4 protein-coding genes are annotated in these 24,826 nt (G+C 58.9%); all 4 read left to right on the forward strand.

Annotated elements, in window-relative coordinates; genetic code table 11:
* Positions 1 to 17: 17 nt before the first annotated feature.
* The 4 genes from glsA (at position 18) to siiEA (ending at position 24,824) form a co-directional block, all read left to right on the forward strand.
* Positions 18 to 950, forward strand: coding sequence for a glutaminase A (gene glsA, locus G434_RS03575; RefSeq protein ID WP_000883024.1), 933 nt, complete (start codon positions 18 to 20; stop codon positions 948 to 950).
* Positions 951 to 952: 2 nt separating this feature from the next.
* Positions 953 to 2,245, forward strand: coding sequence for an APC family permease (locus tag G434_RS03570; RefSeq protein ID WP_000982170.1), 1,293 nt, complete (start codon positions 953 to 955; stop codon positions 2,243 to 2,245).
* A 337-nt stretch (positions 2,246 to 2,582) separates the two neighbouring features.
* The gene (locus G434_RS03565) at positions 2,583 to 3,938 is read left to right on the forward strand and encodes a TolC family outer membrane protein (protein WP_000090505.1); all 1,356 of its coding nucleotides are present in this window, start codon (positions 2,583 to 2,585) and stop codon (positions 3,936 to 3,938) included.
* A 108-nt stretch (positions 3,939 to 4,046) separates the two neighbouring features.
* A complete protein-coding gene (siiEA, locus tag G434_RS03560) occupies positions 4,047 to 24,824 on the forward strand; it encodes a BapA-related adhesin SiiEA (protein ID WP_000052484.1) in 20,778 nt (6,925 codons plus the stop codon).
* The last annotated feature ends 2 nt before the right edge of the window (positions 24,825 to 24,826 follow it).

Below are 24,826 nucleotides of genomic sequence, written 5' to 3' on the forward strand. Positions count from 1 at the left end.
AAAGGAGTTAACAAAAGATGTTAGATGCAAACAAATTACAGCAGGCAGTGGATCAGGCTTACACCCAATTTCACTCACTTAACGGCGGACAAAATGCCGACTACATTCCCTTTCTGGCGAATGTACCTGGTCAACTGGCAGCAGTGGCTATTGTGACCTGCGATGGCAACATCTATCGCGCGGGTGATAGTGATTACCGCTTTGCGCTGGAATCCATCTCGAAAGTCTGTACGTTAGCCCTTGCGTTAGAAGATGTCGGCCCGCAGGCGGTACAGGACAAAGTTGGCGCTGACCCGACCGGATTGCCCTTTAACTCAGTTATCGCCTTAGAGTTGCATGGCGGCAAACCGCTGTCGCCACTGGTAAATGCTGGCGCTATTGCCACCACCAGCCTGATTAACGCTGAAAATGCCGAACAACGCTGGCAGCGAATTTTACATATCCAACAACAACTGGCTGGTGAGCAGGTAGCGCTCTCTGACGAAGTAAACCAGTCGGAACAAACAACCAACTTCCATAACCGGGCCATTGCCTGGCTGCTGTACTCCGCCGGATATCTCTATTGTGATGCAATGGAAGCCTGTGACGTGTACACCCGTCAGTGCTCCACGCTCATCAATACTGTTGAACTGGCAACGCTTGGCGCGACGCTGGCGGCGGGTGGTGTGAATCCGCTGACGCATAAACGCGTTCTTCAGGCCGACAACGTGCCGTACATTCTGGCTGAAATGATGATGGAAGGGCTGTATGGTCGCTCCGGTGACTGGGCGTATCGCGTTGGTTTACCGGGCAAAAGCGGTGTAGGTGGCGGTATTCTGGCGGTCGTCCCTGGCGTGATGGGAATTGCCGCGTTCTCACCACCGCTGGACGAAGAAGGCAACAGTGTTCGCGGTCAAAAAATGGTGGCATCGGTCGCTAAGCAACTCGGCTATAACGTGTTTAAGGGCTGATCATGATGAACACGGAAGGTAATAACGGTAACAAACCCCTCGGTCTATGGAATGTCGTTTCCATCGGCATTGGGGCAATGGTGGGGGCGGGGATCTTCGCGCTGCTGGGGCAGGCTGCGTTGCTAATGGAAGCCTCGACCTGGGTCGCCTTTGCTTTTGGCGGTATTGTGGCGATGTTTTCCGGTTATGCCTATGCGCGTCTGGGGGCGAGCTATCCCAGCAATGGCGGCATTATCGACTTCTTTCGTCGCGGATTAGGCAACGGTGTCTTTTCGCTGGCGCTCTCGTTACTGTACCTGTTGACGCTGGCGGTGAGCATCGCCATGGTCGCCCGTGCTTTTGGCGCTTATGCCGTGCAGTTTTTGCATGAAGGCAGCCAGGAGGAGCACCTTATTTTGCTCTACGCGTTGGGGATCATTGCGGTGATGACGCTTTTCAACTCCTTAAGCAACCATGCGGTAGGGCGGCTGGAAGTGATCCTCGTCGGCATTAAAATGATGATCCTGTTATTGCTGATCATTGCAGGTGTCTGGTCGCTGCAACCGGCGCATATTTCCGTCTCTGCGCCCCCCAGCTCCGGTGCGTTCTTCTCCTGTATCGGGATAACCTTCCTTGCCTATGCGGGCTTTGGCATGATGGCGAACGCGGCGGATAAAGTGAAAGATCCGCAGGTCATTATGCCACGGGCGTTTCTGGTGGCGATTGGCGTTACCACGTTGCTTTATATCTCGCTGGCGCTGGTTTTGCTTAGCGATGTATCGGCATTAGAGTTAGAAAAATATGCCGATACTGCCGTAGCGCAGGCAGCTTCTCCGCTGCTCGGGCATGTGGGTTATGTGATCGTCGTCATCGGCGCTTTACTGGCGACGGCTTCAGCCATCAACGCGAACCTGTTCGCCGTGTTTAACATCATGGACAACATGGGCAGCGAACGCGAACTGCCGAAGCTAATGAATAAATCCCTGTGGCGGCAGAGTACCTGGGGCAACATCATTGTCGTGGTGTTGATTATGCTGATGACGGCGGCGCTGAATTTAGGCTCACTCGCCAGCGTTGCCAGCGCCACCTTTTTGATCTGCTATCTGGCGGTGTTTGTGGTGGCGATCCGCCTGCGTCATGATATTCACGCCTCGTTGCCGATTCTTATTGTTGGTACGTTGGTTATGTTGCTGGTGATCGTTGGCTTTATCTACAGCCTGTGGTCCCAGGGCAGCCGTGCGTTGATATGGATTATTGGCGCAATCTTACTCAGCCTTATTGTGGCAATGGTCATGAAGCGCAATAAAACCGTATAACACCTCTCTGTGCGCAGTACTTCCTGTACTGCGCCTTTGTCTTTAATTCAAATTTCCTTTCTTATTCCTTTAATAAATAAGTCACAAAAAAATGATATATACGCGATAAATCTGTGATGCTAATCACTTATTACCGTGGATTATTCTTAATGTGTATGATGGTAATCTAAAAGTCGTAGTGTATTCTAAATAAATAACGTATAAGCTTTTTAGCTGCATTTCTTTGCCAATATCAATGGTCGACAAAAGAGATGCACAAGTTATTACCCTTCTTAATAAAATGAGACTGGTTATAAAAACCAGTTAAAATAATGACCTGGAAGGAAGTGACTTATCTATGGCGCGATTCCAGTTTAAAAGCCGTAAAAATAATGGGTTTATTTTTTTAATAAGTTTTATGGTGATGGGAGAAGCTACAATTGCTGCACCGCTGCCACAATGGGCGAACGCCCCAGCGGTAACGCCAGTTGCCCGATTATCTTTACAGGAAAGTATATTACGCGCCTTTGCGCGAAATCCCGACGTCACTCAACAGGCGGCGCAGATAGGCATTGGCGAAGCGCAAATTGATGAAGCCAAAAGTGCCTGGTATCCGCACGTTGGATTAACCGGCAACGCGGGGCCGTCCCGACAAACGGACTCCAGCGGCAGGCTTGATAACAACGTTTCGTATGGCATAACCCTGACACAGCTGGTGTATGACTTTGGTAAAACAAACAACGATATCAATCTGCAAACTGCCGCCCGTGACAGCTACCGCTTTAAATTGATGGCAACCTTAACCGATGTTGCAGAGAAAACGGCGACTGCCTATATGGAAGTCAGTCGTTATCAGGCTTTGTGCGATGCGGCTCAACGCAATATTCACTCGCTGGAAAACGTCTACAACATGGCGGCATTGCGCGCTAACGCTGGCCTGAACTCATCGTCGGATGAATTACAAGCCCAGACGCGTATTGCCGGAATGCGCTCAACGCTGGAGCAATATCAGGCGCAGATGGCGAGCGCCAAAGCGCAACTGGCGGTGCTCACTGGCGTACAGCCGGAGGCGATAGCCGCGCCACCTGCTGAATTAGCCGAGCAGCCGGTGTCGCTGAAAAATATTGATTACCAGTCCATCCCGCTGGTGCTGGCGGCAGAAAACTTACGCCAGTCAGCACAGTACGGCGTGGAAAAAACGAAAGCGCAATACTGGCCAACGCTGAGTATTCAGGGGGGCAAAACGCGCTACCAGACCAGCGACCGCTCGTATTGGGATGATCAGCTACAACTGAACGTTAACGCGCCGCTGTATCAGGGCGGCGCGGTTTCTGCCCAGGTGCAACAGGCCGAAGGGCAACAAAAAATCTCTGCCTCGCAGGTCGAACAGGCAAAACTGGATGTGCTGCAACGAGCGTCTGTGGCATATGCCAACTGGACAGGCGCACGGGGTCGCGAAGAAGCCGGTTTAGCACAATCCGAAAGTGCGCACAAAACGCGAGATGTGTACCAAAATGAATATAAATTGGGCAAACGCAGTCTGAATGATCTATTAACCGTCGAGCAAGATGTCTTTCAGGCGCAATCGGCTGAAATAAATGCCAATTATGATGGCTGGGTCGCCGCCGTAAATTATGCCGCTGCGGTGAATAACCTTATTCCATTAGCGGGAATTAAACAGGGCTTATACAACGACTTACCCGACTTGAAATAATCCTGCCATTATTAATATCAGGTATGCCTCGTTGTTAAGTGATTACCTTTGTCTTATTTAGATAAATGGACTCGCTAAGGATGTGCGCCATTTATCAGGAATGCCATTATGAGCCTGATTATTGATGTTATTTCGCGTAAAACATCCGTCAAACAAACGCTGATTAATCCTGGCGACGTCACGGTTGTTATTTATGAGCCTTCCGTGGTGCAGGTTCATGCTCAGGCCTCTGCCGTTGCGCGTTACGTCCGTGAAGGAAATGACCTGCTGATCTATATGCAGGACGGCACGGTGATCCGCTGCAACGGTTATTTCCTGCAAGCGGCGAATACCGCTGAACAATCGGAACTGGTGTTTGCCGATGGACAACAGCTCACCCACGTCACCTTTGCCGATACTGCTGCGGGTGGATTAGCCCCCGTAGAACTGACTGCCCAGACCACCGCGATTGAAAGCATTGCGCCATTTCTTGATACCGTTGCTCAGACCAGCACCTTCCCGTGGGGATGGCTGGCGGGGGCGGCGGTAGGCGGTGGCGCGCTTGGTGCACTGCTGGCAAGCGGTGGCGATGGCGACTCGAAAACGGAAGTGATTAATAACCCTACGCCACCCGCTGAGCCTGGCAACGCCACTCCATCATTTTTAGTTACCGATAATCAGGGCGATCAGCGCGGCATTCTCGCCACCAATGACATCACCGATGATACCACGCCAACCTTTAGCGGCAGCGGGCAGGCGGGGGCGACTATTCAGATTAAAGACAGTAACGGCAATACTATTGCCAGTACTCAGGTAGACAACAACGGTCACTGGAGTGTCTCGTTACCCACGCAAAGTGCAGGTGAACATACCTGGTCAGTGGTGCAAATTGTCGGCAGTACCATCACTGACGCCGGTTCGATAACGTTAACCATCGACAATAGTCAGGCCAGCGTGCAGGTTGCCACCACCGCAGGCGATAACATTATTAACGCCAGCGAACAGGCCGCCGGGTTTACGCTTTCTGGTACCAGTAGCCATCTGGCGCAGGGAACAGAACTCACCGTTACGCTAAACGGCAAAACCTACACCACCAGCGTAGGCGCTAACGGTGCCTGGAGCGTGCAGGTGCCGACCGCCGATGCACAGGCGTTAGGCGAAGGGAATCAGGCAGTGCTGGTCAGCGGGAAAGACGCCACAGGCAATACGGTCACCGGCGCGCAGCTTTTAACGGTCGATACCCAACCGCCAACGCTTGCCATCAACACTATCGCTCAGGACAACATCGTCAGTGCTGCGGAACATAACGCCGCGCTGGTACTGAGCGGCACGTCGAATGCAGAAGCGGGGCAAACCGTAACCCTGACCGTCAACGGGAAAAGCCATACAGCAACCGTCGGTAGCGACGGAACCTGGCAAGTGACGCTGCCTGCCACGGAGGTCCAGGCACTGGCGGAGGGGAACTACGCTGTCAATGCCAGTGTCAGCGATCGGGCAGGAAACACCACCAGCAACAGCGCGAATTTCACGGTAGACACCTCAGCACCCGTGGTCAGCGTTAACACCGTGGCGGGCGACGATATTCTTAATAATGCCGAGCAGGCCGTCGCGCAGATCATCTCCGGACAAGTCAGCGGTGCTTCTCCAGGCGATACGGTAACGGTGAAATTGGGCACTCATGTCCTGACGGGCATCGTGCTGGCGGATGGCAGCTGGAATGTGGCGCTGGACCCGGCGGTAACCCGCACGCTGGATCGCGGAGCCAATACGATTTTCGTCACCGTAACAGATGCTGCAGGAAATACTGGCGCGGCGTCTCGAGCAATCACGCTGGTCGGTGTTTCTCCGTTGATCACCATTAACACCGTCTCTGGCGATGACATTATCAGTGGCGCAGAAAAAGGTGCGCCACTGACCCTTACCGGTAGCACTCAACAGGCCGAGACAGGACAAACCGTCACAGTAACCCTGGCTGGACAGAGTTTTACCACTACCGTGCAGGCCGATGGCTCCTGGAGTCTGACGGTACCTGCCGCCGCGATGGGAAATCTGCCTGACGGCGCGGTGGCGATTACCGCTTCTGTGACGGATCTCAGCGGCAATACCGGCAACACCTCCCGCACCATTACCGTCGACAGCCAGGCCCCGGCGTTGAGCATCGACTCGCTGACTGCCGATAACATCATCAACGCCGCCGAAAGTGGGCAGGATCTGCCCATCACCGGCACCACCGACGCTCAGCCAGGGCAGACGGTGACCGTCACGCTGAACGGGCAGACCTATCAGGGCGTCGTGCAGTCCGACGGCACCTGGAGCGTGACCGTTCCCGCCGCCAATGTTGACGCACTGGCTGACGGCAACGCCACGGTCACCGCCAGCGTGAACGATGTCGCCGGTAACCCGACCAGCGTTTCACGCGTGGCGCTGGTGGATGCCACGCCTCCGGTGGTGACCATTAATCCGGTGGCGACCGATAACGTCATCAACACGCCGGAACACACCCAGGCGCAAATCATCAGTGGCACGGTTACTGGCGCGCAGGCGGGCGATATTGTCACCGTTACGTTAAATAATTCCGATTACACCACGGTGGTGGATGGTTCCGGCAACTGGAGTCTGGGTGTTCCGGCTTCCGTTGTCAGCGGACTGGTGGATGGCAGTTATCCTGTCAGCGTCTCGGTAACCGACAAAGCCGGAAACACGGGCAGCCAGTCGCTAACCGTCACGGTCGATACCGCCGCTCCGATGATTGGTATTAACACTATTGCGGGCGATGATGTGATTAACGCCAGCGAAAAAGGGGCCGATGTTCAAATTACCGGCACCAGCGATCAGCCTGTTAATACCGCCATCACCGTAACGCTGAACGGGCAAAATTACACCACCACGACCGACGCCTCCGGCAACTGGAGCGTGACGGTTCCGGCATTGGCGGTAACCGCACTGGGTCAGGCCAACTACACGGTAACAGCGGCGGTGACCAATAGTATCGGCAACAGCAACACCGCCAGCCATAACGTGCTGGTCGACAGCGCGCTGCCCGGCGTGACCATTAACCTGGTGGCAACCGACGATATTATTAACGCCGCCGAAGCGGGCGTTGCGCAAACCATTAGCGGGCAGGTTACTGGCGCGGAAGATGGCGACACGATAACTATTACGTTGGGCGGTAATACTTATACGGCGACGGTGGGCAGCAATCTCACCTGGAGCGTGAGCGTTCCTGCGGCAGATATTCAGGCGCTGGGCAATGGCGATTTAACGGTGAGCGCCTCGGTCACCAATCAAAACGGCAACACCGGCAGCGGCACGCGGGATATCACCATCGACGCCAATCTACCCGGTCTGCGGGTCGATACGGTGGCGGGCGATGATGTGGTCAATATTATTGAGCATGGGCAGGCGCTGGTGATTACCGGCAGCAGCTCGGGGCTGGCTGAAGGCACGCCGCTTACCGTTACGATTAACAATGTGGAATACATCACTGCGGTGCAGGCCGATGGTAGCTGGAGCGTGGGCGTCACGGCGGCGCAGGTTAGCGCCTGGCCTGCGGGGACGGTTAATATTGCCGTATCCGGGGAAAGTAGCGCCGAAAATCCGGTGAGCATTACGCATCCGGTTATGGTCGATCTCACGCCGGCGGCGATTACCATCAACACCATCGCCACGGACGACGTGATTAACGCCGCAGAAAAAGGCGCTGATTTAACGCTTTCCGGCACCACCACTAACGTAGAACCCGGTCAAACCGTCACCGTCACCTTTGGCGGGAAAAATTACACTGCCAGCGTAGCGAGCGATGGTAGCTGGACTGCCACCGTACCCGCCGCCGATCTGGCGTCATTACCCGAGGGCAGCGCCTCCGCACAGGCCAGCGTCAGCAATATCAACGGCAATAGCGCCTCGGCGGTGCATAACTACAGCATCGATAGCAGTGCCCCGACCATCATTATCAATACCGTCGCCAGCGACAATATCGTCAACGCCAGCGAAGCCGATGCGGGTGTGACGGTGAGCGGCAGCACCACCGCTGAAGCGGGGCAGATTGTTACGGTTACGCTCAATAGCCCGACCGTGCAGACCTATCAGGCAACGGTGCAGGCGGACGGCAGCTGGAGCATCAATATTCCGGCGGCAGATCTTGAGGCATTGACCGATGGCAGCCACACCCTGACCGCCACGGTCAATGACAAAGCGGGCAACCCGGCGAGCACCACGCATAATCTGGCGGTGGATCTCACCGTTCCGGTACTTACCATCAACACCATTGCGGGCGACGATATTATTAACGCCGCCGAACACGGGCAGGCGCTGGTGATTTCCGGTTCCAGCACTGGCGGAGAAGCGGGGGATGTCGTCACCGTCACGCTAAACAGTAAAACCTACACCACGACGCTGGATGCTTCCGGCAACTGGAGCGTCGGCGTTCCGGCGGCGGATGTCACGGCACTGGGCAGCGGCCCGCAAACTGTTACCGCCACGGTGACTGATGCGGCGGGTAATAGCGATAACGAGACGCACACGGTTACCGTTAACCTTGCTGCGCCGACCATTGGCATTAACACCATTGCTACCGATGACGTGATTAACGCCACCGAAAAAGGCGCGGATCTGCAAATTTCCGGCACCAGTAATCAGCCAGCAGGCACCACAATTACGCTGACGCTGAACGGGCAAAATTACACTGCGACGACGGACGCCGCAGGCAACTGGAGCACCACGGTGCCAGCTTCCGCAGTCGGTGCGCTGGGCGAAGCCAGCTACACGGTGACGGCGAACGTCACCGACAGCGCGGGCAACAGCAATTCCGCCAGTCATAACGTGCAGGTCAATACCGCGCTGCCTGGCGTCACCCTTAATCCGGTGGCGAGCGACGACATTATTAACGCTGCCGAATCGGGCGTGGCGCAGACCATCAGCGGGCAGGTGACGGGCGCGGCGGCGGGCGATACGGTTACCGTAACGCTTGGCGGGAAAACTTACACCGCTACCGTGCAGGGGAATTTAAGCTGGAGCGTGGACGTTCCGGCGGCGGATATTCAGGCCATCGGCAATGGCGACCTGACAGTTAATGCCTCGGTGACCAACGGCGTTGGTAATACCGGCAGCGGTTCGCGAGATATTACTATCGACGCTAATTTGCCTGGCCTGCGCGTCGATACCGTGGCGGGCGATGATGTGGTCAACAGCATCGAGCACAGTCAGGCACTGGTGATAACTGGTAGCAGCAGCGGGCTGGCGGCGGGCGCGGCGCTGACGGTGGTGATTAACACGGTCACTTACGCTGCGACAGTATTAGCCGATGGCACATGGAGCCTTGGCGTTCCGGCGGCAGATGTGGGCAACTGGCCTGCGGGTACGGTGAATATCACGGTTTCAGGTGCCACTAGCGCAGGAAACCCGGTCACTATCACCCATCCGGTCACCGTCGATCTGGCGGCGGTGGCGATCTCCATTAACACCGTTTCCGGCGACGATGTGATTAACGCCGCCGAAAAAGGGGCAGATTTAACCCTTTCCGGCAGCACCTCCGGCGTGGAGCTGGGGCAAACGGTCACCGTTACCTTTGGCGGCAAAACCTACACCGCCACCGTAGCGGGCGATGGCAGCTGGACAACCAGTGTACCTGCTGCCGATCTCGCCGCATTACGCGACGGCGACGCCACGGTACAGGCCAGCGTCAGCAATATTAACGGCAACACGGCTTCGGCGACCCACGCCTACAGCGTCGATGCCACGGCACCGACGTTTGCCATTAACACCATCGCCACCGACGATATTCTGAACGCCGCCGAGGCGGGCAATCCGCTAACCATCAGCGGCAGTAGCACCGCCGAAGCGGGGCAGACGGTAACCGTCACGCTTAATGGCGTGACTTACACCGGCACCGTCCAGGCGGATGGCAGCTGGAGCGTCAGCGTGCCGACGGCGGATCTCAGCAATCTGACCGCCAGCCAGTACACGGTCAGCGCCTCGGTAAGCGATAAAGCGGGTAACCCGGCAACCGCCACTCATGGGCTGGCGGTGGATCTCACCGTTCCCGTATTAACCATCAACACCGTCTCCGGCGATGACATTATTAACGCTGCCGAACACGGACAGGCGCTGGTGATCTCCGGCTCCAGCACTGGCGGGGAAGCGGGCGATGTCATCACCGTCACGTTAAACAGTAAAACCTACACCACCACGCTGGACGCTTCCGGCAACTGGAGCGTCGGCGTTCCGCTGTCAGACGTTACTGCCCTTGGCAGCGGCCCGCAAACCATCACAGCTACCATTACCGACGCGGCAGGCAACAGCGATGATGCCAGCCGCACGGTCACCGTGAATCTGACCGCGCCAACCATTGGCATTAATACTATTGCCGACGATGACGTGATTAACGCTACGGAAAAAGGCGCGGATCTGCAAATTACCGGCACCAGTAATCAGCCCGCAGGCACCACAATAACGGTGACGCTGAACGGGCAAAATTACACCGCCATAACAGATGCTTCCGGCAACTGGAGCGCCACGGTGCCAGCGTCAGCGGTCAGTGCATTGGGTGAGGCCAACTACACGGTAACCGCGAACGTCACCGACAGCGCAGGCAACAGCAATTCCGCCAGCCATAACGTGCTGGTCAACAGCGCGTTACCTGCCGTCACCATTAACGCGGTGGCGGCCGATGACATTATTAACGCTGCCGAAGCGGGCAATGCGCAAACCATCAGTGGGCAGGTGACGGGTGCCGCGGCGGGCGACACAGTTACCGTTACGCTGGGTGGCAACACCTACACCGCCACGGTGCAGGCTAATTTAAGCTGGAGCGTTAGCGTGCCGGCGGCGGATATTCAGGCCATCGGCAATGGTAATCTCACAGTAAACGCCTCGGTCACTAATGGCGTGGGCAACACCGGCAGCGGCTCGCGCGATATCACGATCGATGCCAATCTGCCTGGCTTGCGGGTCGATACCGTGGCGGGCGATGATGTTATTAACAGCATTGAGCACAATCAGGCGCTGGTGATAACAGGTAGCAGCACCGGGTTAACGGCGGGAACGGCGTTAACGGTCGAGATTAACAACGTTACTTATGGCGCGACGGTATTAGCCGACGGCACGTGGAGCCTCGGTATTCCGGCGGCAGACGTCAGCAACTGGCCTGCGGGTACGGTGGATATTACGGTAAGCGGCACCAACAGCGCCGGAACAACCTCTACCATTACCCATCCGGTTACCGTCGATCTGGCGGCGGTCGCCATCACCATTAACACCCTTTCCGGCGATGATGTGATCAACGCCGTGGAGAAAGGCGAAACGCTGGTCGTAAGCGGCAGCACCAGCGGTGTGGAAGCTGGGCAGACGGTGACCGTCACCTTTGGCGGTAAAAATTACACCACCACTGTGGAAGCCAACGGCAGCTGGACGGTGAATGTGCCGCCTGCCGATCTCGCTGCGCTACCGGACGGCGCGGGCAACGTGCAGGCGAGCGTCAGCAATATTAACGGCAACAGCGCCCAGGCCGATCGCGCGTATAGCGTCGATGCCACCGCGCCGCTTATTACTATCAACACCATCGCCAGCGACGATACTCTTAACGTGAGCGAAGCGGGCGCGGGGATCACCATCAGCGGCACCACCACGGCGCAGGCCGGGCAGACGCTGACCGTCACGCTCAATAACAACACGTACCAGACCACCATTCTCGCGGATGGCACCTGGAGCGTGAACGTTCCGGCAACGGATTTAAGCGGATTAACCGCCAGCAGTTATACCGTGACTGCGACGGTGAGCGACAAAGCGAGCAACCCGGCAAGCGCCGATCATGCGCTGGCGGTGGACGTTACCGCTCCGGATCTCACCATTAACACCGTCGCGGGCGATGACATCATCAACGCTATCGAACACGGGCAGGCGCTGGTGGTGAGCGGCACCAGCACGGGCGCGGCGGCAGGCGATGTGGTGACCGTCTCGCTCAACGGCAAAAACTACACCACCACGCTGGATGCCTCTGGTAACTGGAGCGTCGGTATCCCGGCGGCAGATGTGACGGCGCTGGCAACCGGAAGCCAGACCATTACTGCCAGCCTGAGCGATCGCGCGGGCAACAGCGACAGCGCTACCCATAATGTCACCGTTGATCTTAGCGGCCCGACGCTGACCATCAGTACCGTCTCCGGCGACGACATCATCAATAATGCGGAGAAAACTCAGGATCTGACCATCAGCGGCGGCTCCAGCGGTCTGGCGACCGGCACCACGGTCACCGTGATGTTGAACGGCCTGGCGTACAGCGCCACCACCGATAGTTCCGGCAACTGGAGCGTTACCGTGCCTGCTTCGGCGGTCGGTGCCCTGGGCGAGGCGGTCTATTCGATTAGCGCCAGCGCCACCGACAGCGCGGGCAACAGCGGCAGTACCACCCATACGGTGAATGTCGAATCGCTCCTGCCTGGGGTGATCATTAATACCGTGGCGGGCGATGACATTATCAACGCCGCTGAAATCGTTGTGGCGCAGACCATCAGCGGTCAGGTCACGGGAACGGCGGTTGCCGGGAATACGGTGATTGTCACCATTGGCGGCAATCAATATAACGCCACCGTGCAGTCAGATTTAAGCTGGAGCGTCAGCGTACCGGCGAACGTTTTGCAGGCGCTGGGTAACGGTGAACTGACCATCAGCGCCTCGGTGACCAATTCCGCAAATAATACCAGCACCGCGACGCACGATATCGTGATAGATGCCAACCTGCCAGGTCTGCGCGTCGATACCGTGGCAGGCGATGATGTGATTAACAGCATCGAGCACACTCAGGCGTTGGTGATCACCGGTAGCAGTAGCGGACTGGCGGCGGGCGCGGCGTTGACGGTGGTTATCAATAGCGTCACCTACGGCGCAACGGTACTCGCCGATGGCAGCTGGAGCGTCGGTGTTCCGGCGGCAGATGTCACAAACTGGCCTGCGGGAACGGTCAATATTGCCGTTTCTGGCACCAATACCGCCGGAACCACAACCAGCATTAGCCATCCGGTCACGGTCGATCTCGCGGCCGTGGCGATTACCATTAACACCCTTTCCACTGACGATGTGATTAATGCCGCCGAAAAAGGCAGCGATTTGCAGCTCTCCGGCACCACCTCCGATGTGGAAGCGGGGCAAACCATCACCGTTATCTTCGGCGGCAAAAGCTACACCACCACGGTTGCCGCGGGCGGCACCTGGGGGCTGACAATCCCAGCAGCCGATCTCGCAACCTTGCCTGACGGCGCAGCAAACGTCCAGGCCAGCGTCAGCAACGTCGCAGGTAACAGCGCCCAGGCAACGCATGCTTACAGCGTCGATGCCACCGCGCCTTCCGTTACCATCAACACCATCGCCACGGACGATATTCTTAACGCCGACGAAGCGGGATCGGCGCTGACCATCAGCGGCACCAGCACGGCGGAAGCCGGGCAGACGGTGACCGTGACGCTAAACGGCGTCAATTACAGCGGCAACGTGCAGGCAGACGGGAGCTGGAGCGTCAGCGTCCCGACCGGCGATTTAGCTAACCTCACTGCCAGCCCCTATACGGTGAGCGCAGCGGTCAGCGACAAAGCCGGAAATCCGGCCTCGGCGACGCATAACCTGACGGTGGATCTTGTTGCGCCGGTCGTTACCATTAACACGGTAGCGGGCGATGACATCATTAACGCCACAGAACACGGACAGGCGCAGATTATCAGCGGCTCGGCAACGGGCGCGACGACCGGTAACACGGTGTCCGTGACGATTGGCACGACCACTTACACCACCGTGCTGGACGCCAACGGCAACTGGAGCATCGGCGTGCCTGCCAGCGTGATTTCCGCACTGGCGCAGGGGAATGTGACCATTACCGCCACGGTCACCGACTCCGCAGGCAACAGCGGCACGGCCTCGCACACTGTCAGCGTGGCGCTCGGCGCGCCGATACTGAGTATTAACACCATCGCCGTTGATGACATCATTAATGCCACGGAGAAAGGCGCGGATCTGGCGATTTCCGGAAGCAGCAACCAGCCTGCGGGTACGCAGATAACCGTTACGCTCAACGGGCAAAATTACACCACCACTGCCGATGCATCCGGTAACTGGAGCGTGACCGTTCCGGCGTCACGGGTGAGCACCCTCGGTGAAGCCACTTACACGGTGACTGCCGCCGCCACTGACGCCGATGGCAACAGCGGTTCCGCCAGCCATAACGTGCAGGTTAATACCGCGCTGCCGGGCGTCACCATTAACGTTGTCGCGAGCGACGATATTATTAACGCTGCCGAAGCGGGCGCGGGCCAGAGCATCAGCGGGCAGGTGACGGGCGCGGCAGCGGGCGACACGGTAACCGTCACGCTCGGCGAGGCGACTTACACTGCCACGGTGCAGGCGAATTTAAGCTGGAGCGTCGATGTTCCGGCCTCCGCGCTACAGGCGTTGGGCAACGGTGAACTGACCATTTCGGCTTCGGTAACGAACAGCGTAGGCAATACCGGCAACGGCACGCGCGAAATCACCATCGACGCGAATCTCCCCGGTCTGCGGATTGACACCGTGGCGGGCGATGATGTGGTCAACATTATCGAGCACGGGCAGGCGCTGGTGATTACCGGCAGCAGCTCCGATCTGGCAGCGGGCAGCAACGTCACGCTGACCATTAACGGGCAAACCTATGTTGCGGCGGTACTGGCGGATGGCTCATGGAGCGTCGGCGTTCCGGCGGTGGATGTCAGCGCCTGGCCTGCGGGGACGGTCACGATTACAGCCAGCGGCAACACCACCGCCGGAAACCCGGTGAGCGTTACGCATCCGGTGACTGTCGATCTCACTGCGGTGGCGGTCAGCATCAACGCCATTACTGCCGATGACGTGATTAACGCTGCCGAAAAAGGCGCGGCGTTAACGCTCTCTGGCAGCACTTCTGGTGTCGAAGCCGGGCAAACGGTCACCGTCACCTTTGGCGGCAAAACCTACACTGCAAGCGTCGCGGCGAATGGTTCCTGGAGTACCACGGTTCCGGCGACAGATATGGCAGCCCTGCGTGATGGCGATGCCAGCGCGCAGGCCAACGTCAGCAATGTTAACGGCAACAGCGCCACCACTACCCACGCTTACAGCGTCGATGCTACCGCGCCAACGGTGACCATTAACACCATTGCGGGCGACGACATTCTTAACGCCGCCGAAGCCGGAGCGGCGCTGACCATCACTGGCAGCAGCACGGCGGAAGCGGGGCAGACGGTGACCGTCACCCTCAATGGTGCAAACTATACTGGCACCGTACAGACGGACGGCAGCTGGAGCATCAGCGTACCGCCAGCCGACTTAAGCGCCCTGACCGCCAGCAACTACACCGTTAGCGCGGCGGTGAGCGACAAAGTCGGAAACCCGGCCTCGGTTAATCACAACCTGACGGTGGATACGTCTGTTCCGGTCGTCACCATCAACACGGTGGCAGGCGATGATGTGATCAACGCGACGGAACACGCCCAGGCGCAGATTATCAGCGGCTCCGCCACGGGTGCGGCAACCGGCAGCGCCGTGACGGTGACTATCGGCACAAACACCTTTACCACCGTACTGGATGCCAGCGGTAACTGGAGCGTCGGCGTTCCGGCAAGCGTCGTCTCGGCGCTGGCGAACGGCACGGTGACCATTAACGCCAGCGTCACCGATGCCGCCGGAAACAGCGGCAGCGCTACGCATCTGGTGACGGTCAATACTGGCCTTCCGTCAATTACCTTTAACGCCATCAGCGGCGATAACGTCCTGAACGCCGATGAAAAAGGCCAGCCGTTGACCATTAGCGGTAGCAGTACGGGGTTGGCGACCGGCGCACAGGTTACCGTCACACTCAACGGTCATAACTACAGCGCTACCACCGACGCGGCGGGCAACTGGACGTTAACCGTGCCGGTGAGCGATCTGGCGGCTTTAGGCCAGGCCAACTATATCGTCAGCGCCAGCGCCACCAGTGCGGCAGGCAACATCGCCAGCAGCCAGGCGAATTTACTGGTCGATAGCGGCCTGCCGGGCGTCACCATCAACACCGTGGCGGGCGATGATATTATCAACGCCGCCGAAGCCGGGGCCGATCAAACCATCAGCGGGGTGGTCACTCGTGCCGCCGCTGGCGATACGGTTACCGTCACGCTGGGCGGCAACACTTACACCACCACGGTACAGGGCAACTTAAGCTGGAGTATCAGCGTTCCGGCAGCCGATCTCCAGGCGTTGGGCAATGGCGATTTGACCATTAACGCTTCGGTCACCAACGCGAATGGCAATACGGGCAGCGGTACGCGGGATATCACCATTGACGCTAACCTGCCAGGGCTGCGCGTGGATACGGTAGCGGGCGATGATATCGTCAACAGCATTGAACACGGGCAGGCGCTGGTGATCACTGGCGGCAGTAGCGGCCTGAATGCAGGCGTGCCATTGACGATCACGATTAACGGCACGGCTTATTCCGCCACGGTACAGGCAGACGGGAGCTGGAGCGTCGGCATTCCGGCGACAAACGTCAGCGCATGGCCTGCGGGGGCGTTAACCGTTGACGTGGCAGGCCAGAGCAGCGCCGGAAATCCGGTCAGCGTCAGCCATCCGTTCACCGTCGATTTAACGGCGGTGGCAATCAGCATCAACACCGTTGCCAGCGACGACGTAATTAACGCCGCCGAAAAAGGCACCGACCTGACCCTTTCTGGCAGCACCAGCGGAATTGAAAGCGGGCAAACCGTTACCGTCACTTTTGGCGGTAAAACCTACACTGCAAGCGTCGCCGCCAACGGTAGCTGGAGTGTGAACGTTCCAGCGGCAGATCTGGCAACTCTGCCAGACGGCGCGGCGAACGTGCAGGCCAGTGTCAGCAGCGCGAGCGGTAACAGTGCCTCGGCGACCCATGCGTACAGCGTTGACGCCAGCGCACCGACGCTCACCATTAACACCATTGCCAGCGACGATATTCTTAACGCCACGGAGGCGGGAAGCCCGCTCACCATCAGCGGCACCAGCACCGCCGAAACCGGGCAGACGGTCACCGTAACCCTTAACGGCGCAACCTACAGCGGTAATGTGCAGGCAGACGGTAGCTGGAGCGTCAGCGTTCCCCCTTCAGCCTTAGGCGCGCTGACCGCAAGCAATTACACCGTCAGCGCCACGGTCAACGACAAAGCGGGCAACCCCGGCAGCACCAGCCATAATCTGGCGGTAGACACCACCGCGCCGGTTCTCACCATTAACACCGTGGCAGGCGATGACATCATCAACGATGCTGAACACGCCCAGGCGCTGGTGATTTCCGGCACCAGCAGCGGCGGGGAAGCGGGCGATGTGGTGAGCGTTGTGCTCAACGGCAAAACCTACACCTCCACCCTGGATGCCTCCGGCAACTGGAGCGTTGGCGTTCCGGCGGCGGATGTTACGGCGCTGGGTAGCGGCGCACAGACCATCACCGCCAGCGTCAGCGATCGGGCGGGTAACAGCGATGACGCCAGCCGCACCGTGACCGTCAGCCTCAGCGCGCCAGTGATTAGCATCAACACCATCGCGGGCGATGATGTGATCAACGCGACGGAAAAAGGATCTGATCTGACGCTTTCCGGCACCAGCGATCAGCCTGCGGGTACGGCGATCACCGTTACGCTGAACGGACAAAACTACAGCGCCACCACCGACGCCTCCGGCAACTGGAGCGTTACCGTGCCTGCCTCTGCTGTCAGTGCGCTGGGCGAAGCCACCTACAGCGTGACGGCGAGCGTCACCAATGCTCAGGGTAACAGCAGCACCGCCAGCCATAACGTGCAGGTCAATACCGCGCTGCCGGGCGTCACCATTAATCCGGTGGCGACGGACGATATTATCAACGCCGCTGAAGCAGGCAGTGCGCAAACCATCAGCGGCCAGGTAACCGGTGCGGCGGCGGGCAGCACCGTCACCGTTGAACTGGGCGGCAAAACTTACACCGCCACGGTCCAGGCTGATTTAAGTTGGAGTGTGAGCGTACCTGCCGCCGACTGGCAGGCGCTGGGTAACGGTGAGTTAACGGTTAATGCCTCGGTGACCAACGCCGTTGGCAACACCGGTAGCGGCACGCGCGATATCACCATCGATGCCAGTCTGCCTGGCCTGCGGGTGGATACCGTCGCGGGTGATGATGTGGTCAATATCATCGAACACAGTCAGGCGCAGGTGATCACCGGTAGCAGCTCCGGCTTTGCGGTGGGCACGGCGCTGAACGTAGTGATAAATAATCAAACTTACGCCGCCACGGTGCTGGCGAACGGCAGCTGGAGCGTCGGCGTTCCTGCGACGGATGTCAGTAACTGGCCTGCGGGAACGCTGAATATTACCGTTAGCGGCGCGAACAGTGCCGGAACGCAAACCAGCATTACCCATCCGCTGACCGTTGATCTCACCACCGTCGCCGTCAGCATAAACAGCATCACCAGCGATGATGTGATTAACGCCGCCGAAAAAGGCGCGGCGCTAACGCTCTCCGGCAGCACGTCCGGCGTCGAAGCGGGGCAAACCGTTACCATTACTTTTGGCGGTAAAACCTACACCACCACGGTGGCGGCAAACGGTAGCTGGAGCACCACCGTTCCGGCGGCGGATATGGCGGCCCTGCGTGACGGCGATGCCAGCGCCCAGGTGCGGGTGACTAACGTCAACGGCAACAGCGCCACGGCAACGCATGAATACAGCGTCGATAGCGCCGCGCCAACGGTCACCATCAACACCATTGCCAGCGATAACATCATCAATGCCAGCGAAGCGGCGGCGGGCGTAACGGTGTCCGGCACCAGCACGGCGCAAACCGGGCAGACGCTCACCGTCACGCTTAATGGCACTAACTACCAGACCACGGTGCAGGCAGACGGCAGCTGGAGCTTAACGCTGCCCGCCAGCGACTTAACCGCACTTGCCAATAACGGCTACACCCTGACCGCCACGGTCAGCGATTTGGCGGGTAACCCTGGCAGCGCCAGCAAAGGTGTGACCGTCGATACCACCGCGCCCGTCATCAGCTTTAACACCGTGGCGGGCGACGATGTGATTAACAGAGTTGAACACACTCAGGCGCAGATTATCAGCGGCACCGCCACGGGCGCGGTGGCGGGCGACCGTCTGGTGGTGACCATCGCCGGGCAGCAGTATGTCACCAGCACCGATGCCAGCGGCAACTGGAGCGTCGGCGTGCCTGCCAGCGTGATTTCCGGCCTTGCAGATGGCACAGTGACTATCAGCGCCACTATCACCGATAGCGCAGGCAACAGCAGCACCCAGACGCACAACGTACAGGTAAACACGGCGGCAGTGTCGCTCTCGGTCAGCACCATCAGCGGCGATAATATTATTAACGCCGCCGAAGCGGGCAGTGCGCTGACCCTGAGCGGCACCGGAACGAACTTTGCCGCAGGTACAGTGGTGACCGTGTTGCTTAACGGCAAAGGCTACAGCGCTACCATTCAGAACAACGGGAGCTGGAGTGTGAACGTGCCGGCGGCAGACGTCGCGGCACTGGCGGATGGCACCAGCTACACGGTTAGCGCCTCCGCCCAGGATAGCGCCGGAAACAGCGCCACGGCCTCGCGCAGTGTGGCGGTGGATCTCACCGCGCCGGTTATCAGCATAAACACGGTTTCAACGGACGACCGACTCAACGCCGCCGAACAGCAGCAGCCGTTAACCCTTAACGGCTCGACCAGCGCGGAAGTAGGGCAGACGGTAACCGTCACCTTTGGCGGCAAAACTTATACCGCCACGGTGGCCGCCAATGGCACCTGGGCGCTGAACGTGCCTGCGGCAGATCTGGCCGCGCTCGGGCAGGGCGCACAGACCATTACCGCCAGCGTGAACGATCGCGCCGGTAACCCCGGTCAAACCACGCACGCCCTGACCGTCGATACCGTTGCGCCAACGGTCACCATCGCCACGGTGGCGGGTGACGATATTATCAACAACGCCGAACAGCTCGCTGGGCAAACCATCAGCGGCACCACCACCGCTGAAGTGGGCCAGACGGTGACCGTCACCTTTAACGGTCAGAGCTGGACTGCAACGGTCGGCAGCGGCGGAAGCTGGTCGGTGTTTATTCCGGCGCAGCAGTTTGCCGGATTAAGCGACGGCAGCTACACCATTAGCGCGACGGTTAGCGATCAGGCCGGAAACCCTGGTAGCGCCAGCCGTGGCGTGACATTGAACGGCGACGTCCCCTCCGTCACCATCAACACCTTTGCGGGCGATGATGTGGTGAATGCGGCGGAGCACGGCTCGTCGCTGGTGATCAGCGGCACCACCACCGCCCCAGTCGGGCAGACGCTGACCCTGACCTTAAACGGCAAAACCTACACTACCACGGTACAGACCGGCGGTAGCTGGAGCTACACCCTCGGCAGCGCCGATGTCACCGCGCTGGCGGACGGCAATGCCTACGTGATTAACGCCTCGGTGAGCAACGCCATTGGCAACACCGGCAGCAGCAATCACACCATTACCGTCGACCTCAGCGCCCCGGCGATGGGCATTAATATCGATTCCCTGCAAGCCGACACTGGCCTTAGCTCCAGCGACTTTATCACCAGCGTCAGCCCGGTGGTGGTCAACGGCTCGCTCACCGCCGCGCTTGCCAGTAACGAGACGGCGCAAATCAGTATCGACGGCGGCGTAACCTGGACCACGCTTACCGTTACCGGCACGACCTGGCGCTATAACGACAGCCGCACGCTGACCGATGGTAACTATCTCTATCAGGTACGGGTGATTGACGCAGCGGGCAACGTCGGTGCCACTGACAGCCAGAATGTGGTGATCGACACCATCGCGCCAGATCCAGCAGTAAAAACCATCGCCATCAGCGCGATCACCACCGATACTGGATTGATTACTAACGATTTTGTCACCAGCGACACGACGCTTGCGGTGAGCGGCACGCTGGGGGCGGCGCTTTCTGCCGGTGAGTTCGCGCAAATCAGCATTGATGGCGGCACCACCTGGCAGAATCTTTCGGTAAGCGGTTTGACCTGGACATATCTTGACGGGCGTACGCTGACTGACGGCAACTACAACTATCAGGTACGGGTGATCGACACCGCCGGAAATATCGGCGCGACTGCCAGCCAGATAGTCACCGTGGATACCACCGCGCCGCTGGCGAGCAAAACCATCGCCATTGCGGGCATTAGCGATGACACCGGGTTAAGCAGCAGCGATTTTGTTACTCGCGACACTACGCTTACTGTGCGCGGCACGCTCGGCGCGGCGCTGGCGGCAGACGAACGGGCGCAAATCAGCCTCGACGGCGGTGTCACCTGGACCACGTTAACCGTTATCGGCACCAGCTGGAGCTATGCCGATGGTCGCACACTGACCGACGGCACCTGGAACTACACGGTGCGGGTGGTGGATCTGGCGGGGAACGTTGGGCAGACCGCAACGCAAAACGTGGTGGTCGACACCACCAGCCCGGAAGCGGCGAAAAGTATCACCATTACCGGTATCAGCGATGACACCGGAGCCAGCAGCAGCGATTTTATTACCAGCGACACCTCGCTTACCGTGCGCGGCGTATTGGGGGCGGCGCTCGGCGCTAACGAATTCGCGCAAATCAGTACCGACAACGGCGCAACCTGGGTGAACGTGACCGTCGCCGCAGACGGCCTTAACTGGAGTTACGTTGACGGACGCACGCTCACCAACGGCACCACCACCTGGCAGGTGCGGGTGGTGGATCTGGCGGGCAACGTTGGCGCAACCGGCAGCCAGTCGGCGCAGATTGACACCGTGAACCCGGCGCAGGTACTCACCATCGCCAGCATCAGCACCGACACGGGGAGTTCGGCAACTGACTTTATCACCAGCGATACCTCGCTCACGCTGACCGGTTCGCTGGGGGCGGGGCTTGCCAGCGGCGAAGTGGCGCAGATTAGCCTCGACGGCGGCGCGACCTGGATCACGCTCACCACCAACGGCACGCAGTGGACCTACACTGACAGCCGCACGCTGACCGACGGCAGCTACGTTTACCAGGTGCGGGTGCTGGATCTGGCGGGGAATACTGGCCCGGTGGTGTCGAAAACGGTGGTGGTCGATACGATTAACCCCACCGCGACGCCGACCATTGTGTCGTACACTGATGACGTCGGGCAGCGGCAGGGGACATTAAGCAGTTCGCAGGCCACCGACGACACTACGCCGTTGCTGAACGGCGTGCTCTCCGGCCCGCTTGCCAGCGGTGAAGTGGTTTACCTCTACCGTAACGGCCTGCTGTTAGGCGCGGTAACGATGGTAGGCGCACTGAACTGGACCTACAGCGACAGCGGGCTGGTGAGCGGTGCCTACACCTACAGCGCGCGAGTGGTGGATCTGGCGGGGAATATCACCTCCTCCAGTGATTTTGTCCTGATGGTCGATACCTCTATTCCGACCACGCTGGCGCAAATTACCAGCCAGACCACGCGCGATACTACGCCGATTATCAGCGGGGTGATCACCGCCGCGCTTGCCAGCGGGCAGTATGTTGAAGTGGTGATCAACGGCAAAACCTACACCTCTGAACCGGGCGGTGCGGTGGTGGTCGATCCGGCGCACAACACCTGGTATGTACAGTTGCCGGATACCGACGCGCTGGCGGCTTCTGCGACCGCCTATAACGTCACCGCGCAGGTAAAAAGCTCGGCGGGCAACGGCAATAACGCCAATATTAGCAACGGCACGGTGACGGTTAACGCGGCGATTGATTACACACCGACCTGGACCACCGCCAGCAAAACCACCGCCTGGGGGCTGACCTACGGCCTCGACACGCACGGAATGTGGACGGTGCTGGCAAACCAGCAGGTAATGCAATCGACTGACCCACTCACCTGGTCGAAGACCGCGCTGACGCTGTATCAGAGCGGCAACAACTACGCCACCAGCTCCATCGCCGATTACGACCGTAACGGCACGGGCGATCTGTTTATCACCCGTGATGACTACGGTACAGGCTATATCAACGGCTTTACCAATAACGGCGACGGCACCTTTTCCAGCGCTATTCAGGTCACCGTCGGCACCCTGACGTGGTACGGCTCGATTGTGGCATTTGATAAAGAGGGCGACGGCTATCTCGACTTCTGGATTGGCGACGCGGGCGGGCCGGACTCCAACACCTTCCTGTGGAACAACGCAGGTACGCTGGTAGGTAACTCCACTACGTCGAACAGCGGCGGTAGCGCCACGGTGGGCGGGGCGGTGACGGGGTATCTTTCGCTCAACGAAGGTTCTGGCGTCGATCTGAACAATGACGGCAGGATCGACCTGGTTCAGCACACCTACAACCTGAACAACTATTACACGCTATCTTCGCTCATCAACCAGGGGAATGGCACGTTTGTCTGGGGGCAGAACACCACCAATACCTTCCTGAGCGGGGCGGGTAGTGGCGCTATGAGCAGCAGCGTTTCTATGACCTGGGCCGATTTCGATGGCGACGGCGATATGGACCTCTTCCTGCCTGCCAGCCAGGGAAGAGCTAACTACGGCTCGCTGTTATTCAACACCAACGGCGTGCTGGGCAGTCCGGTGGCGGTGGGCGCAACGGCAACCACCTACGCCAGCCAGTTTAGCGTGGCGGTGGACTGGAACCACGACGGCCTGATGGATATCGCCCGTATCGCCCAGACCGGACAATCGTATCTTTACACCAACGTTGGTGGTGCCAGCAACTGGACACAATCGGCCCTCGGCGGCAGCCAGAGCGGTACCACCAGCGGCGTGGCGGCAATGGACTACGACTGGGACGGCGCGGTGGATGTACTGGTGACCAAACAGTCGGGCAGCGTGTTCCTGATCCGCAACACCAACACGGTGAGCTACGGCACTTCGCTACACCTGCGCATCACCGATCCCAACGGCATTAACGTCTATTACGGTAATACCGTAAAACTGTATAACTCGGCGGGGGTGCTGGTCGCCACGCAAATCATTAACCCGCAGTCGGGGATGGGGGTTAACGACACCTCGGCGCTGGTCAACTTCTACGGGCTGAATGCCGGAGAAACCTACAACGCGGTGCTGATCAAATCCACTGGCACCACCGCCAGCAATATCGACCAGACGGTCAACACCAGCTGGGGCGGCTTACAGGCCACCGATGCCACTCACGCTTACGACCTCAGCGCCGAAGCAGGCACCGCGAGCAACAATGGCAAGTTCGTCGGCACGGGCTATAACGACACCTTCTTTGCCACCGCAGGTACTGACACTTACGACGGCTCCGGCGGCTGGGTGTACAGCTCCGGCACCGGAACGTGGCTGGCAAACGGCGGCATGGACGTGGTTGATTTCCGCCTCTCGACGGTGGGCGTGACCGCGAACTTAAGCAGCACCGCCGCACAGGCCACCGGCTTTAACACCTCGACATTTACCAATATCGAAGGCATTTCCGGCTCGAATTTTAACGACACTCTGACCGGCAGCAGCGGCGATAACCAACTGGAAGGGCGCGGCGGCAACGACACCCTTAACATCGGAAACGGCGGTCACGATACCTTGCTCTATAAATTGCTCAACGCCAGTGACGCTACCGGCGGCAACGGCTCAGACGTGGTGAATGGCTTTACGGTAGGGACATGGGAAGGCACCGCCGACACCGATCGCATTGATATCCGCGAGTTGTTACAGGGCAGCGGCTACACCGGCAACGGCAAAGCCAGCTACGTCAACGGCGTGGCAACGCTGGATGCGCAGGCTGGAAACATCGGTGATTTTGTCAAAGTCACCCAGAGCGGCAGCGACACCATCGTGCAGATCGACCGCGACGGCACGGGCGGCACTTTTGCGGCAACTAACGTGGTCACGCTGACGGGCGTGCATACCGACCTCGCCACTTTGCTGGCGAATCATCAGTTGATGGTGGTGTAGAG

The organism is Escherichia sp. KTE172 (assembly GCF_000408845.1).
Taxonomy (GTDB): Bacteria; Pseudomonadota; Gammaproteobacteria; order Enterobacterales; family Enterobacteriaceae; genus Escherichia; species Escherichia coli.